This window comes from Marinomonas gallaica (assembly GCF_001639745.1).
GTDB lineage: Bacteria > Pseudomonadota > Gammaproteobacteria > Pseudomonadales > Marinomonadaceae > Marinomonas > Marinomonas gallaica.
Genome location: NZ_LTAX01000009.1, coordinates 96,973 through 112,118, shown reverse-complemented (window position 1 = coordinate 112,118; position 15,146 = coordinate 96,973). Strand labels below are relative to the sequence as shown.

The 15,146-nt window shown below is 44.0% G+C and carries 18 protein-coding genes; 3 read left to right on the top strand and 15 right to left on the bottom strand.

Annotated features, from left to right (window positions below; all coding sequences use genetic code 11):
- Positions 1-26 precede the first annotated feature (26 nt).
- From murI to AYW76_RS10445, 8 genes are read right to left on the bottom strand one after another with little or no spacing between them, the layout of a single operon-like run.
- Positions 27-812, bottom strand: a complete 786-nt coding sequence (gene murI / locus AYW76_RS10480) for a glutamate racemase (protein ID WP_082866191.1) — start codon at positions 810-812, stop codon at positions 27-29.
- Complete coding sequence (gene murB, locus AYW76_RS10475) at positions 809-1,852, bottom strand: UDP-N-acetylmuramate dehydrogenase (protein ID WP_067219522.1); 1,044 nt, start codon at positions 1,850-1,852, stop codon at positions 809-811. The genes murI and murB overlap by 4 nt, the downstream gene beginning before the upstream one ends.
- Positions 1,845-2,303: a low molecular weight protein-tyrosine-phosphatase gene (locus tag AYW76_RS10470; RefSeq protein WP_231872592.1), complete on the bottom strand. Its 459-nt coding sequence runs from the start codon at positions 2,301-2,303 to the stop codon at positions 1,845-1,847. The genes murB and AYW76_RS10470 overlap by 8 nt, the downstream gene beginning before the upstream one ends.
- Positions 2,304-2,308: 5 nt before the next feature.
- Positions 2,309-2,497: a Trm112 family protein gene (locus tag AYW76_RS10465; RefSeq protein WP_067037783.1), complete on the bottom strand. Its 189-nt coding sequence runs from the start codon at positions 2,495-2,497 to the stop codon at positions 2,309-2,311.
- Positions 2,498-2,501: 4 nt separating this feature from the next.
- Complete coding sequence (lpxK, locus tag AYW76_RS10460; RefSeq protein ID WP_067219519.1) at positions 2,502-3,521, bottom strand: tetraacyldisaccharide 4'-kinase; 1,020 nt, start codon at positions 3,519-3,521, stop codon at positions 2,502-2,504.
- Positions 3,518-3,940: an ExbD/TolR family protein gene (locus tag AYW76_RS10455; protein WP_067037779.1), complete on the bottom strand. Its 423-nt coding sequence runs from the start codon at positions 3,938-3,940 to the stop codon at positions 3,518-3,520. The genes lpxK and AYW76_RS10455 overlap by 4 nt, the downstream gene beginning before the upstream one ends.
- A gap of 12 nt (positions 3,941-3,952) precedes the next feature.
- On the bottom strand, positions 3,953-4,564 hold the full coding sequence (locus AYW76_RS10450) for a MotA/TolQ/ExbB proton channel family protein (protein ID WP_067219516.1): 612 nt from the start codon (positions 4,562-4,564) through the stop codon (positions 3,953-3,955).
- Entirely contained in the window at positions 4,548-6,341 is a 1,794-nt protein-coding gene (locus tag AYW76_RS10445; RefSeq protein ID WP_067219512.1) for a ComEC/Rec2 family competence protein, read from the bottom strand. The genes AYW76_RS10450 and AYW76_RS10445 overlap by 17 nt, the downstream gene beginning before the upstream one ends.
- Before the next feature lie 37 nt (positions 6,342-6,378).
- Here AYW76_RS10445 and AYW76_RS10440 point away from each other — a divergent pair, with 37 nt between their 5' ends.
- Entirely contained in the window at positions 6,379-6,903 is a 525-nt protein-coding gene (locus AYW76_RS10440; protein WP_067037773.1) for a DUF2062 domain-containing protein, read from the top strand.
- Between the two features lie 30 nt (positions 6,904-6,933).
- Here AYW76_RS10440 and AYW76_RS10435 read toward each other — a convergent pair whose 3' ends face one another.
- The 5 genes from AYW76_RS10435 to dapA are packed head-to-tail and all read right to left on the bottom strand — an operon-like array spanning position 6,934 to position 11,635.
- A complete protein-coding gene (locus AYW76_RS10435) occupies positions 6,934-7,614 on the bottom strand; it encodes an ABC transporter ATP-binding protein (protein ID WP_067219508.1) in 681 nt (226 codons plus the stop codon).
- Positions 7,607-8,848 carry a lipoprotein-releasing ABC transporter permease subunit gene (locus AYW76_RS10430; protein ID WP_067219505.1) on the bottom strand — a complete coding sequence of 414 codons (1,242 nt, stop codon included), beginning with the start codon at positions 8,846-8,848 and terminating at the stop codon, positions 7,607-7,609. The genes AYW76_RS10435 and AYW76_RS10430 overlap by 8 nt, the downstream gene beginning before the upstream one ends.
- Positions 8,849-8,906: 58 nt before the next feature.
- On the bottom strand, positions 8,907-9,623 hold the full coding sequence (gene purC / locus AYW76_RS10425; protein ID WP_067219502.1) for a phosphoribosylaminoimidazolesuccinocarboxamide synthase: 717 nt from the start codon (positions 9,621-9,623) through the stop codon (positions 8,907-8,909).
- A 36-nt stretch (positions 9,624-9,659) separates the two neighbouring features.
- Positions 9,660-10,751 (bottom strand): hypothetical protein, encoded by a 1,092-nt coding sequence (locus AYW76_RS10420; RefSeq protein WP_067219499.1) that lies wholly within the window; start codon positions 10,749-10,751, stop codon positions 9,660-9,662.
- Between the two features lie 2 nt (positions 10,752-10,753).
- Positions 10,754-11,635 (bottom strand): 4-hydroxy-tetrahydrodipicolinate synthase, encoded by an 882-nt coding sequence (gene dapA / locus AYW76_RS10415; protein WP_067219495.1) that lies wholly within the window; start codon positions 11,633-11,635, stop codon positions 10,754-10,756.
- A 173-nt stretch (positions 11,636-11,808) separates the two neighbouring features.
- On the opposite strand from dapA, the gene bcp reads away from it, so the two are divergent.
- On the top strand, positions 11,809-12,255 hold the full coding sequence (bcp, locus tag AYW76_RS10410) for a thioredoxin-dependent thiol peroxidase (protein WP_067219492.1): 447 nt from the start codon (positions 11,809-11,811) through the stop codon (positions 12,253-12,255).
- 67 nt (positions 12,256-12,322) lie between these two features.
- On the opposite strand, the gene AYW76_RS10405 is transcribed toward bcp, so the two are convergent.
- Both AYW76_RS10405 and AYW76_RS10400 read right to left on the bottom strand, forming a co-directional pair.
- A complete protein-coding gene (locus AYW76_RS10405) occupies positions 12,323-13,405 on the bottom strand; it encodes an AI-2E family transporter (RefSeq protein WP_067219489.1) in 1,083 nt (360 codons plus the stop codon).
- Positions 13,402-13,653, bottom strand: a complete 252-nt coding sequence (locus AYW76_RS10400; protein ID WP_067219485.1) for a sulfurtransferase TusA family protein — start codon at positions 13,651-13,653, stop codon at positions 13,402-13,404. Before AYW76_RS10400 ends, AYW76_RS10405 begins: the two co-directional genes overlap by 4 nt.
- A gap of 30 nt (positions 13,654-13,683) precedes the next feature.
- Here AYW76_RS10400 and AYW76_RS10395 point away from each other — a divergent pair, with 30 nt between their 5' ends.
- Entirely contained in the window at positions 13,684-15,099 is a 1,416-nt protein-coding gene (locus AYW76_RS10395) for a M48 family metallopeptidase (RefSeq protein WP_067219482.1), read from the top strand.
- The last annotated feature ends 47 nt before the right edge of the window (positions 15,100-15,146 follow it).

Genomic DNA, 15,146 nt, shown 5'->3' with positions numbered 1-15,146 from the left:
TAAAAAGCAATGGCACATTGCCAACGTCAGATATGAATATAAGTAACTTGGGCCATTAAAGGATCAACCCAATAAGACAAAGACGCTTTAAGTTGTGCTGAGCCATTGGTCAAAACACTTACTTCACTCCTACACTCTGCACCAATGGGCACATCATGAATGGCAATGAGCCTTTGCACTTGAGCCGTCACACCTCGACTCGGCTCCACAATCGACACTAATGGCAACACTTCATCAAACAGATTTTTCACTAATGGGTAGTGAGTACAAGCCAAAACTAAGGTATCAGACTTATTACTAAGGACCTGCTCCGCAATACGAGCAACCTCTTCTTTTAATTCACTCAAACTAGTAGGCATACTATCTATTAAGGTGGCCAAGCTGGCGCTAGCCAATACCTCAACATCTGTATCAAAGCGCCAAGTATCAATTAAATCATTTAACCGCTTACTGATACTCGTCCCTTGCGTGGCAAGCACTGTGATGCGCTTGCATACACTGGAACTGCATGCTGGCTTTACAGCAGGCTCCACACCTACAACTGGAATAGAAATAGACTGCCTAAGCTCTGTAATGCCGGCCACTGTGGCCGTGTTACAAGCGATCACCATCATTTGACACCCTTGAGCAATAAAATAATCTGCTATCTCTATGAGTCGCCGCGTAATGAAGAGCGGTGTTTGCTGACCGTAAGGCGCATTCGCTTGGTCTGCAAAATAAATAAGATTCGCTTGAGGAATGGCGGCATGGATGGACTGAAGAATGGTTAGTCCGCCCGCTCCAGAATCCATCACACCAATTTTGATGGTCACACCGATCCTCCTAAGAGAACAGGCTCACGTTCCAACTCAACGCCAAACGTCTTGTACACTGATGCTTTGATCTTTGCTTCTAAAGCCAACAAGGCATCTGCTTTTTGACAAGTGTAATTAACCAACACTAACGCTTGCTTTGGGTACACACCCACACCATTTTCTTGGTATCCCTTCCATCCTGCCCGATCATTAAGCCACCCTGCAGCAAGCTTCCATTGTTTACCTTGCACAAACGCAACGACCTCAGGATACTGAGTTCGAATAGACTGATAAACAACATCACTGACCACGGGATTTTTGAAAAAACTACCTGAATTCGCTACCTCAGCAGGATCAGGGAGCTTCTCTCTACGCACATGGCAAACTGTCTCAAACACATCCCTAATGGTCGGAGACGAAGGCATAGCTTGCAATAAGCCACCATACTCAAGCACTAACGTTGGCGTCGCACTCAGTCTAACCGTCATAGACGTAATGATGTACTTAGACTTCCACTCATGCTTAAATTTAGATTCACGATATGCAAAACCGCATTGATTCGCTTCAATTTCAACCAACTCTAATGTCTCTAAATCTAGAGCAGTAACACGCTGGAGAGTATCTTTCACTTCAACACCATAAGCACCGATGTTCTGAACAGGTGCAGCGCCTGCAGTACCCGGAATAAGCGCCAAATTCTCAATACCACCAAGACCTTGATCAACCGACCAAGCAACACAATTATGCCAATTTTCACCCGCTGAAAAAGTTACCTCAGAGCAATCATCGTCGGAATAATGAACGGCGATACCACTAAGTTGATTAACGATCACTAGACCAGCGACATCACCTTTAATGAGTAAATTACTGCCTCCCCCTATTACCGTAACGGGCAAATCATGGCACTTAGCCCACTTTACCGATGCAATAAGCTGTTCTATGCTTTCTACAACCGCCAAGAACTCAGCTTGATAGTCGAAGCCGAAGGTATTGAAAGATTGCAGAGAAGTCTTGTGAGAGATCCATTCTGGCCAAACCGGGAGCTTGTGCTCATTCATAAGCATGTGCCAAAAAATCATCCGCAATAGAAAATAGCTGGACTTTCATCGCCTCAAAACCCGCATCACCACCATAATAAGGATCAGCCACTTCACCGAAATCAACGCCATCACGATAGCAACCAAACATAACCACACTCGCCTTACTGCTTAAGGGGCGAATATGTTTTAGATTGGCTAAGTTTTCACTATCCATCGCAACAATCCAATCAAACTCATGAAAATCCTCGACACAAACTTGTCGTGCGCGTTGCTGGGTTATATCTACACCAACAGATTTCAGTGTTTTAATTGAACGAGCATCCGGCAGCTTACCGATGTGAAAAGCCGCTGTGCCAGCAGACTCAACATGAAGATCAAGCCCTCTTTCCTTAGCTAGATACTCCAAAATGCCCTGTGCAGCAGGCGAGCGGCAAATATTGCCTAAACAAACCGTAAGTACTTTCATCATTGCAATTATTTTTCGTCTAAACGCTCATCTGCGCTCAAAGTACGCGCTTCACTTTCAAGCAACACTGGAATCCCATCACGAACTGGATAAGCCATACCGCCCACTTTACTAATCAGCTCAGTGCCTTCTTCATTCAGTGTTAATGGTGCCTTAGTTACTGGACAAACTAAAATCTCTAAAAGTGCTTTGTTCATAATGCTATTTCTTCTGTTTAATGACTTGTTTGATTTGCTCATCTAATTGACGCGTCAATTCGAGCGGTAATTCAAGCTCTGCAGCGACATACCACCAATCATCCTCTGAGCTGGCAAAGCCTTCAACTTTTACCGCATCTTTCTCAGTCATGATGATAGTTTTAAAAGCCGCCAAATCGCTATGGAGAAAATGATGATGATCTGAAAAAAAGTGACTTGGCGAATTATGTGGTAAGCCGTAACTCACTAAGCTATCCAAAAAACGTGCGGGGTTACCAATCCCTGCAACAACCGTCCAAGAGCGACTTTCTAAGTCAGTCAAGGCTCTTGTGCGATCTTTATCTTTGACATGTACGAGTCTATTTAAAGCCAGTTTGCCATAATAATAGTGCGGCAGAATATCCAGCTTTGGTTGATCGCCAATCGTAAAAATATAATCGGCGTGATTCAAACGAGAGGCCGGCTCTCTTAGGGGACCAACGGGAAGTAACATATTATTACCCAACCCTCTTTTGGCATCCACCATCACTATTTCGATATCTCGATCCATAGCATAATGCTGTAAGCCATCATCACTGATGATAACATCCACATACTCAAGCTGCTCTAACGCTTGAATGGCTTGAACTCGCTTAGCAGAAACCGCCACAGGGCAACCCGCTCGACGAAACAACATTAGCGGTTCATCACCAACGTCTGCAGCTCTTGAAGAGTGACTGACAAGCATTACCTCATCTGACGATCGTTTATGCCCTCGCGTTACGATACCTGGTGAGTATCCTTGTCGCTTGAGCCAGTCAGCCAAGGCAATCACCATAGGCGACTTCCCCGTTCCCCCGACCGTAATATTGCCGACAATAATAACAGGCAAAGCGGACTGGTAACTGCTTGATAATCGATGAGAAAGATAATTTTGACGCTTGCACTTAACCACGGGCACCGTCAGCAACAGCAAAGGCGCTAACGCCCATGTCCAGCCATATGAACCATACCAAGAGCGCGATAGGGACTGCTCTAGACTCACAACCCCGTCTCTTTTTGCGCAGTATGAGCAAGCTTTGTAATGCCAAGCTGAGCCGCGGCATCATACACTCGCATGACCATCTCATAAGAAGCATTGGCATCTGCGGTAATAATCAAAGGACGCTCAAAATTATCTTGGAACGACTCTTTCAACCCTTGCACTAAGGTATCCGTTCGCTCATTAATCAACGTCTGGCCATTGATGACAAATTGACCATCTCGCGTAATGGTAACTTCTACTGGATTTTGTGAAATAACAGAAGGTGCGCCATTCGACGCGGTTGGTAAATCAATGGTTAAATCAGTCGTTTGTTTAAAGGTCGTACTGACCATAAAAAAGATAAGTAACAGAAATACAACGTCAATTAGAGGCGTTAAATTGATGTGGACATCTTCAATCTTTTGTCGGCGAAATTTCAAAGTGTTCCCCTGCTACTCTTTGCCATCAGCGTTAAGAACATCAATAAGCTTAGTCGACTGCTGCTCCATGTTGACAACCAATTCATCGATGCGACGTGCAAAGTAGCGATGGAAGACCAATGCAGGTATCGCGACCGCCAAACCCGCCGCGGTAGTTAAAAGCGCCTCGGAAATTCCACCAGCCAAAAGCTGAGTATTACCTGCACCCTGCTCCATTAATACATTAAAGACTTTGATCATACCTACTACGGTACCCAATAAGCCAATCAGGGGAGAAATCACCGCGATCGTGCCTAATGTACTCATAAAGCGCTCAAGTTCATGAATTACATGATTAGCCGCTTCCTGAATGCTCTCTTTCATAGCTCGACGACCATGCTTCGAGTTAAGCAATCCAGAAGCAAAAATAAAGCTTAAGCCAGATTTAGCCTGCATAGAGCGAATGTAGTCTAGCGTCATTCGATCTTCACGTAAGCGAGCTAAAACATCCGATAATAGCGAGCGTGGGGCAACTCGGTTATTACGCAGCGTCCAAAATCGCTCTAGAACAATGGCAAGCGTAAGAATAGAACATAACAATAACGGCCACATAAATGCGCCGCCGGATTTAAAAAGCTCTAACACCGAGACCTCCTGTATCAATTTGCGAATAATTTAACACACTCTCTAGCAATTCTGCATGCTCGCAAGCAACTGTTTTCACAACATTTAATAAATGATAGCAAGTAGAGGATTCTACTCTCCATGCACCATGATCTAAATAGAAACGTAATGTCTCGTCTTCTTTCATATCAATGGTTGAAACGTTCATTTTATGCAGCACATCCGACACAACCGATCCTTTATTGGTAATCGCTAACTGCCAATTTTCTTTAAGCGCCTGATGCGCGATATGAGCTTTTGGTAAATTAATCGCCATGCCAACCCCACCTAATCTAACCAAAACTTGACTATCATATGACACCACGCCATGACCCTGATTACGATACTGACTGACACCATAGTGATCCTTTTGCCATAAATAACGCCACTGGACTTTCTGCGGGATTGATATAGCTGTAATACTTAATAAACCGAGCACAAGAATACCCCGCCGCAGTGGGAACCAGTATACGGCGAAAGCGGCGACAGTAAGGAGACTTAACTTTACCCAAGTTGAAGTATCGTCTCTTGGTAATACAAATATATCGCCATAAAGATAGGGCTCCGTCGCGTCAAAAAACCAAACTAGACCACTATCTAACGCCCCATATAACCACGTCCATGATAGCCATTCATTCAAAGCATAAGATAACAACGAGACAGGAAACCAAATCACAGCGACAAACGGCACCATAACAATGTTCGCTAAAACCGTTAGTCCACTCAGACTTTGCTGCCAACCCAATGTCAACAGCAGAGCAAAGAGGGATAGAAAACACTGCATTAATAATAATCGGCCGCATCGCTCTAAGCGCTTTATCAAAAGAGAGATAAGCGCCACAAAAGAGAAAGAAAGCCAAAATGAAGGGTCCAAAGCGCGCCCAGGCCAAAACAATAGCATTAGCCAAGCACTAAACAGCAGCACTGGAAATAAAGAAACGTGTTGTGCCTTTGCTCGTAATGCAAAAAATATTACCGCCATTAAACAAGCGCGAATAGCTGGCTCTCCAGCACCACTCCACAATGCGTAACATACACACAAAGGGACAACCGCCACAAACTCTAAACGAGCCCGTTGATAAAACATTATTCGAGCAGCGCTAAGACGACACCAAATAACTCGGCATCCCCATACCACCAACATACACACGAAACCTATGTGTAAACCAGACACGACAAAAAGGTGCGTTAAACCGAGATAGTTGATCAGCCAGCGGTCCCGCTCATCCCATGTACTTCTGTCGCCTCGGATAATCGAGTAGGCAAAACGCCAACTCGGATATTGATCCAGCGCACTTGATGCATCCGGCTGATTTATATCGTGATCGAGGTAAATCATCAGATCGGCACCCTTTATGAACGCTCTATGTGCAGGGTAACTTCCAAATAATTCGGCAAAGTAAGGCTTTACAGGGAGCAATACTTGGGCAGCATCACTCACCTCGCAGCTGCGAGACATGTACGCGCCCGACTTAGATTTGACGTATACCCAATATTTTGTAGAAGATGAAGGTGCTGATAAACACTGTTTCGTGACATCCCAATAATATTGATCCGCTTTTTCCGGAACTCCCCAATCTTTCCATGGATTACTGCTAATCAGGCAAACTATGGAAATAGAGACAAATATCAACCCCCACCAGTCTTTACGATGGATTTGATAGAGACATAAGATGACGATATGAGTAGAATACATCCACCGGAGCGATGGAGGCGTGAGCACTGCGCCCACCAGCACGCAAATATTTAAAAGCAGCATAGGACCTCCTTGTCCATGTCTAGCCTAAGTAGTCATTATGCCAAAGCGTTACCTTAAGAAACTTGTCCCGCATCCTGAAAAGCTAAAACAAAGTAAAGCATTAGGGATTTTAGGGGCACAAATTTATGAAGCCGATCTTTGGCATCTATCACGCCGCTCTGTCGCCAAAGCATTCTGGAATGGAATATTTTGGGCTGCTATCCCTATGCCATTTCAAATGGTTGTATCGGCGCTATTTGCCATCCCATTGCGTGCCAACATCCCACTATCGATAGCCTTGGTTTGGGTTACAAACCCTATCACAATGCCTGTTGTATTCTATGTGAACTATTTAATTGGTACATGGATAGTTGGTAATGGCATCGACTCTGAATTTCAAATGTCAGTCGAGTGGATATGGAGCCAAATTGAGCACATTTGGATACCCTTATATGTAGGGTCTGCTGTGGCGGGGTTTGTTGCAGGTGGCGTTGCCTATGTCTCAATCTTACTACTATGGCGCCTACATGTTATTAAACGCTGGAAAAATCGACGCCGTAAACCCAAAGAAGAAAGGCATTGATCTCTCAATGCCTTTCTTCTAACTAAGCCATCAAATCAATTGTAGCGTTTTACTACTCAACCGATAGGCACGATCCATCCAAGAAAGCATTTTCTCATCATGAGTAACGATCAAAAAAGCCATGTTCTTCTCTTGCTTCAAGCGAACAATCAACTCCTGAATTTCTTTAGAGGTTGTTTCATCTAAGTTACCTGTCGGCTCATCCATCAGCACACAGGTAGGATCATGAGCAAGCGCACGAGCGATGGCCACACGCTGACGTTCACCACCAGAGAGCTGGGCCGGTCGATGATCAAGACGCTCAGACAAACCAACATCGGACAATAGCTGGGCGGCAATAGATTTCGCCTTTGCACTCTTCTCCCCAGCGATCAGCAACGGCATCATAACGTTTTCAACCGCACTAAACTCAGGTAACAGGTGATGAAACTGATAGACAAATCCCAGTTTTTCATTTCTAAGCTTTGAACGTTTTGCATCCTTTAGCGCATCCCACGCCTGCCCTTCAATTTCCACAGCACCAGTTGTGGCCTTGTCTAACCCAGCTAAAAGGTTCAACAATGTCGTTTTACCAGAACCTGAACTGCCAACAATAGCAACCGCTTCACCTTTTTTAAGCTCAAAGTTAATGTCTTCGAACACTTGGACATCACGCTTCCCATCACGGTACTGCTTACCTAAAGACTGACTACTTAATACTACATTACTCATAACGCAACGCCTCCGCAGGATCCACTTTTGATGCTCGCCATGCTGGGTAAAGCGTCGCTAGAACTGTCATACTAAAGGCCGAGGTGACGATGTACTGAACATCCGTCCACTCAAGCTGCGAAGGCAAATAATTAATAAAATACACATCGCCACTTAAGAACTGTGTACCCAAAGCCCTTTCTAACCATGCAATGACATCACTAACATTCAAAGCGGCTGTGACACCTAATGCCAATCCGATTAAGGTGCCCAAAAAGCCAATAAATATACCCTGAACCACAAATACCCACATAACCTGACCTGAGGTCAACCCCATGGTTCTAAGAATGGCAATATCTGTACGTTTATCTGTCACCACCATTACCAAAGTAGAAACAATATTGAAAGCGGCGACCGCTACGATGAGAAGAAGCAACAAGCCGATCATAGTCTTTTCCATTTTAATCGCTTGAAACAAATTACCATGCGTACGAGTCCAGTCACTAACTTTGTTCTGCCCTGGAATCAATGCAGCGATGTCCCAAATTTTACTAGGGGCCTCGAATAAATCGTCAAATGAAATACGCAAAGCTTCAACAGCTTCAGAGTCGTAGCGCTTTAAACGCGCTGCATCTTGGATATTAATATAGGCCAAACTTGAATCAAGTTCAGCGCCTACTTTAAATGTGCCAACTAACGTAAAGCGTTTCAACGTAGGCGTAATACCCGCAATCGATACATTAGCCTTTGGCATTAAAGCGGTCACTTTGTCACCTAGACGAACACCCAATATACGTGCAAGCTGCTCGCCAAGCACAATACCGAATTCACCTGACTTAAGGTCGCTTAAGTTGCCTGCCGTCATATGATTAGGCAATATGGAAACATTCGCCTCTTGTGCAGGATCAATGCCATTCAACAAAGCACCGTGTACACCACGATTAGACTGAAACATCACTTGAGCTTGAATGTGCGGCGCGACCGCTTTAACACCTGGCATCATTGAGACTTCATCTGCCATTGTTTGCCAATCAACTAAGGTAGGATTTCCCCACACCGTAGCATGAGGCACCATCCCTAGAATTCTTTGCCTTAACTCTCGATCAAAACCATTCATGACCGACAGTACCGTTATCAACACGGCAACACCCAAGGCAATTCCAGCAATGGAAGAAAAACTGATAAAAGAGATAAAATGATTGGCACGCTTTGCTCGCGCATAGCGCAAACCAATTTTGATAGGCAATAAATTCATTTAATGATAGTCCATAACAAAGAAGGGGCATAAAGCCCCTTCTTGTAATCAGCGAGTATTACGCATCAAAGTCGATGCCAATACGACGCCCAACATCTTCATAGGCTTCAATCACGCCGCCAAGACCTTGACGAAAGCGATCTTTGTCTAGCTTTTCTTTCGTTTCAGCATCCCACAAACGACAACCGTCTGGCGAGAACTCATCACCCAACACAACTTCACCGTTAAACAAACCGAACTCAAGCTTGTAATCAACTAGGATCATACCGCCTTCAGCAAAAAGTGCTTTAAGCACGTCATTTACTTTGTATGTCAGCTCTTTTGCCTTTGTTAGGTGTTCAGGTTTCGCCCAACCAAACGATTCAACATGAGATTCATTGATCATTGGGTCACCAAGCTCATCGTTCTTTAAGAACAATTCAAATGTCGGTGGCGTTAGCTCTTGTCCCTCTGCAACACCTAAACGTCGGCACAAGCTGCCAGCGGCAACATTTCGCACAACGCACTCGATAGGCATCATATCTAGGCATTTCACTAAGCACTCTGTGTCGCTCAATAGCGCTTCAAAATGCGTTGGGATACCCGCTTCTTCTAGTTTACTCATAATAAAGGCATTAAATTTATTATTTACCATGCCTTTACGATCAAGCTGCTCTACTTTTTTACCGTCGAACGCAGATGTATCGTTACGGAATACTAGAACCATTTTATCAGGATCATCGGTGCGAAATACCGATTTTGCTTTACCTGCATATAGCTCTTGTCGTTTTTCCATGTGGAGAATCTCCAATAAATACTGTGAGGGGATTAGTTACTTCGCTAACAGCGAAAGGATTCGATAAGACGTTAGCGTTGGGTTTTCCGTCGCCGCTGCATCTATCGTTAAAAAGTAGCCTTCCTGTTGGCGCTTTAAATCGTAAGGGTAGCTTCGCTCAGTCCAATTTACATCATCCAAATTACGGCGACGCACTTTAAATAGAACGACTTCTTCACTCTTAGCAATTGGCCCTAGTGGCACCTTGAAATCTACAATATCACCTACTTGCGCAAGTTTATCTTGAGGAACAAGCGATAATTCAGGCGGTGTTTCACGAGTAATGTGAACCCCTGATGTGTTGCGAATATAATTATTGAGGGAAGCTAAGTCCGCTTCTTTACCTAAATAAAGCGCCAACTTACCATCTTGATTCGTCCAGATTCGCGACTTCAGAACAGGCTTTTGGCCTTGCTTAGATAGTAATGCCGTTTCTCTAGTTAAGTCTTTCGAGATATGCGACCAAGCATCAACCATTTGACCTGCACTAACTTCATCTAAAGTAAGATCCACCAAGGACTCACCTTCATTGGAAATTTCAATCAAGCTAATTTTGGCCGTAGTTGTATTTTGACCTGGTACAAAATCAATCGTTAAACGATATTTATTAGGCTCAAGACGCGTAATACTGTTCCACAACTTGGCCCAGGTACCTGGCTGTTTAAATTGAATAGGCGCACTAACTAACTCAGTATCACTCACTTGATCAAACACAACGGCTTCGCCACTAAAGGAGGTGAAGTAATTACTGAGTAACTGTTTAGATTGCGCAAGGTTCGTTGGGATTTCAAACGTAACATCATACTGACCTAAGACCATCGGCACATAAGCCATTGGCAAATAGGGCTTAGGTGCTCTTGGCGCTTCGAATTCACCCGTCGCTTCTAAATTTGCAATACGATCTTCATTTGGAATAATCAGCTTATCAGTCACGTCATGACGACCCGGAGGTAATTGCAACTCTACCTCACTGCTGCGCGCATCTTGGTAATCCAAACCGTGATCAGTAACAATACTAGAACAACCAGACAACAGCACAACGGAAGCTAAGCTTCCCGCCATTGTCAGCTTTTTGATCTGTTTGCTCATTATTAATTATCCTTAATACCCGAAGCGATAAGCGCTTCATTAACAGCATCATGGTATTGAGAAGACAGCTCTGTCAATGGTAGTCGAATACTCAACTCGCAGAAACCAAGCTGTGCTGCGGCCCATTTAACCGGAATCGGGTTAGGTTCAACAAACAAAGCGCTGTGCAAGGCACTGATCCCACTATCAACTTTATGAGCCTGCTCAGCATCACCGGCAATGGCCAGTTCAGCGGCCTTAGCAACTTGCGTAGGCGCAACGTTTGCAGTGACCGAAATATTACCTTTACCACCTAACAACATTAACCCAACTGCGGTTGGGTCGTCACCAGAGTAAACAGCAAAGCCTTCTGGCGCACTTTCAATTAACTGCTTACCACGCTCTAGATCGCCTGTTGCATCCTTTATGCCTACAATATTCGAGATATTAGCAAGGCGTAAAGCAGTCTCATTGGACATATCAGCAACGGTCCGGCCCGGCACATTGTACAAAATCTGAGGAATATCAACCGCTTCTGCAATGGCTTTAAAATGCTGGAACATGCCTTCTTGCGTTGGTCGGTTATAATAAGGCACAACTAGCAAACATGCATCAGCACCCGCTTCTTTTGCTCGTTGGGTAAGATCAATCGCTTCATGAGTTGAGTTGGCCCCCGTACCAGCAATAACAGGCACACGACCGTTAACCTTTTCAACCACTTGGCGGATAACATTAGCGTGTTCATCGTAGGTTAATGTGGCAGATTCACCGGTTGTACCAACCGCAACAATGCCGTGTGTACCCGCGGCGATATGGTACTCTACGAGCTCATCTAGCTTTTGCTTATCGATATTACCATCCAGTGTCATTGGTGTGATAAGCGCAACTAAGCTTCCAGTAATCATTCATACATCTCCACATTGAATTAAGCGTGCATAGTCTACCGCTCACGTATCCCCTATACAACACAACTTAAAGGCAATATTTAGCCTAACAAGGATATCGAGTACACTTGACATCCAATTTGTCATTTCTATACGTATTCAATGACAACCAACACGCACTTATGGAGCAGAAAATGAGCTTAACACTAGGTCAACCAGCACCAGACTTTACGTCAAAAGATCAAGACGGCAACCCAGTTAAACTGAGTGACTACCGCGGCAAAAAAGTAGTGCTTTATTTCTATCCAAAAGACTCCACACCAGGCTGTACAGCACAAGCCTGTAATCTACGTGACAATCATAAAGAATTAACCGATGCCGGCTACGTCGTATTAGGCATTAGTCCAGACACTGAAAAACGCCATCAAAACTTTATCGCTAAAAATGAGCTACCCTTTACGCTTATCTCTGATGAAGATAAATCTGTTCATGCGTTATACGATACATGGAAACTAAAAAAATTCATGGGCAAAGAGTTTATGGGAACCGTCCGCACAACGTTCATCATTGATGAAAACGGTAACCTTGAAAACATCATCGAAAAAGTAAAAACAAAAGAGCACGCAGCTCAAATTATTTAGCCTTCCACAAAGCAAAAAAACCGAGCCAGCTATTCACAGGCTCGGTTTTTTTATACTTAACAAACCTCTAAGATTGCCCTGATGGTGCAATCAATTTGTCACCATGAACTCTTGGCCAAGCATTAATAATCGCTTTGACAAGTGTGGCCAGCGGAATAGCAAAGAACACGCCCCAAAACCCCCAGATACCACCAAAAAATAACACAGCGATAATAATCGCCAATGGATGCAAGTTAACCGCCTCTGAAAACAGCAAAGGCACTAAAACGTTGCCATCTAAAGCTTGAACAACAAAGTAAGCAGCAAACACATACCAGAATTCATTAGATGCACCGAATTGATAAAAGGCCACCAAAACTACTGGCACAGTGACAGCAGCAGCGCCAATGTAGGGAATCAGTACCGATAAGCCAACCAGCAAAGCCAACAACGCTGAGTAGCGTAAATCAAAGAACCAAAACACAACAAAGGTCACCACACCTACCACGAGCATTTCAATCACTTTGCCACGAATGTAGTTGGCAATCTGGTCATTCATTTCATGACAAATACTCTGCATCATTTGCCGTTCTTTTGGTAACCATGACGTCATATAAGCCACTATTTTGGATTGATCTTTCAACACAAAAAACATAACCAGTGGTACCAACACTAAGTACAACATCAGTGAAAACAACGACGGAATGCTAGTCAAAGAATATGACAACAACCATTGACCAAGTGTAGCCGCTTCAGCCGCGACAAGACTCACTGCCTCATCCACTGAAGCTTGACTGACATAGCTCGAGTGCTCCTGAGCTAAGCTCTGCACAAAGTCTTGCAAGTCTCCAAACATGCGAGGTAGGTCGTTAATAAAACGAACCGCCTGTCGCCAAATAATAGGCACCATAACACCAATGAATGTGCCGCACACCGCAAGAAAACCTAAAAAAACTAGCGTCACAGAAATATTATGGCCCAACCCCATGCGCTTACAGCGACCAATAAGCCCCTGTAAAAGAAAGGCGAACACAACAGCAATAAAAACAGGCGCTAAGATCCCACCCCAAAATGCCACAACCAGCAATGTTGAGATCAGCAAAAGAATAAAAATCACCACTTCCTCATTACTGAGATAGCGGGTCATAAGGTTATCAAGGATCCGAATCATAGTTGCGACTCTTGCTTACAGGTTACAAAGTAATAGGTACCACCACTCTCACCTTGTTCGACTAAGGGCAGCCCTACGAGAGAAAGAAAATGCGGAATATCTTTGAGAGAGCCTTTATCACTTGCAAAAACACATACTGTTTGATTGACCAACATTTTCGCCAAGGCCATTTTAAGTTTTAGTAAAGGCATTGGACAACGATCTTCTTTTGCATCTACGATTACGTCATACTGCTGTGTATCAAGCATCTTTCTTCTCGCTTTTAAACTCAGGTCACTATGAGACATTTTTTTTTACAAATCAGCAAGCTACTTATATCAATTAGTATTGCGATATCTGCACATCATGCTTTGGCCAGCTCTGCTGATCTACCCGATCTAGCCCGCTACGACAATGAGAGAAGCCTATCCAATCCAAGCTATGTACTAGGGCAGTATTGGTTTCGAAAAATCAATGGCAGCAGAGGGCTCATAGAATTCCCTCCTGCTTACAATTACCTTCGTCAAGCCATCGCTGACTTGGTTCCAAACACCGGCTTAAACGATAAAACAATTGAGCTCGCACTACTCAATAGCCGCCAAATGAATGCCTTTGTTATACCAGGCAGTCACCTTTTCATTTACTCCGACATTCTAAGGTTAATCAACAACGAAAACATGTTCATGGGACTGCTCGCCCACGAAATATCTCATCTAGAGCTACATCACTACCAGCGCTCACTTGAAAATCAACGTAATGAACAAGCGAAGTCATTGCTACTGTTGCTTGCAGGTGCCGCGGCAGCGACTACCGGTGACAGCGAAACAACCTCTGCTCTTTGGCTTGGCGGCCTAGCTAACCAACAAGAAAATATGCTGAAATATTCGCGTTCTCACGAACAGGAAGCGGATCGACGAGGTCGCGAGCTTTTACAGCAAAGCGGCTTACCAACAAGTGGTATGAATGAACTATTAGCTGGTTTAATGAAAGAGTCTATGGGCTCAAATCGAATTGAATTCCTTTCGACCCACCCATTACCTCAAAGCCGCCTAAGTGATAGCTTGACTGGACAAGGCCAACAATCAATATTGTTTCAACCATCATCGCCATCGTTTCAATTTTTTAGAGCCACCCTACTGGCTTATCGAGCAGCCTTAGAAAGCACAGGATATCAGAGCTTTTTACGCAGAAACATAAACGCTGACGATGAATATTATTATGCCTTAACACTCTCTCAAGTTTTGTTACACTATAACGATTCAGCTTTAGAAAACTTACGCCGTATTAAAACTCGAAATGAATTTACTGACTACCTAAAAGCCATCACTTATCTTACCGTCGACAAAACAGAAGAGGCACAATCAATTGTTCACAATCGACTCTCATTTGCTCCAGAAGACCTTACGTTTCAATATTTAGCTGGGCAGTTAGATAGAGACCCTGATTACCTGCAAGCGAGTGATTCACAACTGAATTATCAGAACCGTATGGTATACCGACACAATATCGCCGTCGCCCAGCAACATAATAATTCACCCTACGCACTTTTTAACCACGCATTACTCGAATTCCAATATGGCAAAGAGCTTCCCGCCATGAATCTCATAAACCGCTCTATAAGACAATCTTCTGGTACAAAAAAGCAACAAATGGAAACGGTGAAATTACATCTTGAACGAATACTAGAAGCACAGAAGCGCGAAGGACTTGATTAGAAGGCATAAAAAAGCAGCCGATTGGCTGCTTTTAAGTATAATTAGCG

Coding starts and splice junctions, on each gene's coding strand:
- murB (WP_067219522.1), bottom strand. CDS start 1,852: ATGAATGAGCACAAGCTCCCGGTTTGGCCAGAATGGATCTCTCACAAG.
- AYW76_RS10470 (WP_231872592.1), bottom strand. CDS start 2,303: ATGATGAAAGTACTTACGGTTTGTTTAGGCAATATTTGCCGCTCGCCT.
- AYW76_RS10465 (WP_067037783.1), bottom strand. CDS start 2,497: ATGAACAAAGCACTTTTAGAGATTTTAGTTTGTCCAGTAACTAAGGCA.
- AYW76_RS10445 (WP_067219512.1), bottom strand. CDS start 6,341: ATGCTGCTTTTAAATATTTGCGTGCTGGTGGGCGCAGTGCTCACGCCT.
- AYW76_RS10440 (WP_067037773.1), top strand. CDS start 6,379: ATGCCAAAGCGTTACCTTAAGAAACTTGTCCCGCATCCTGAAAAGCTA.
- AYW76_RS10435 (WP_067219508.1), bottom strand. CDS start 7,614: ATGAGTAATGTAGTATTAAGTAGTCAGTCTTTAGGTAAGCAGTACCGT.
- AYW76_RS10430 (WP_067219505.1), bottom strand. CDS start 8,848: ATGAATTTATTGCCTATCAAAATTGGTTTGCGCTATGCGCGAGCAAAG.
- purC (WP_067219502.1), bottom strand. CDS start 9,623: ATGGAAAAACGACAAGAGCTATATGCAGGTAAAGCAAAATCGGTATTT.
- AYW76_RS10420 (WP_067219499.1), bottom strand. CDS start 10,751: ATGAGCAAACAGATCAAAAAGCTGACAATGGCGGGAAGCTTAGCTTCC.
- dapA (WP_067219495.1), bottom strand. CDS start 11,635: ATGATTACTGGAAGCTTAGTTGCGCTTATCACACCAATGACACTGGAT.
- bcp (WP_067219492.1), top strand. CDS start 11,809: ATGAGCTTAACACTAGGTCAACCAGCACCAGACTTTACGTCAAAAGAT.
- AYW76_RS10405 (WP_067219489.1), bottom strand. CDS start 13,405: ATGATTCGGATCCTTGATAACCTTATGACCCGCTATCTCAGTAATGAG.
- AYW76_RS10400 (WP_067219485.1), bottom strand. CDS start 13,653: ATGCTTGATACACAGCAGTATGACGTAATCGTAGATGCAAAAGAAGAT.
- AYW76_RS10395 (WP_067219482.1), top strand. CDS start 13,684: ATGAGACATTTTTTTTTACAAATCAGCAAGCTACTTATATCAATTAGT.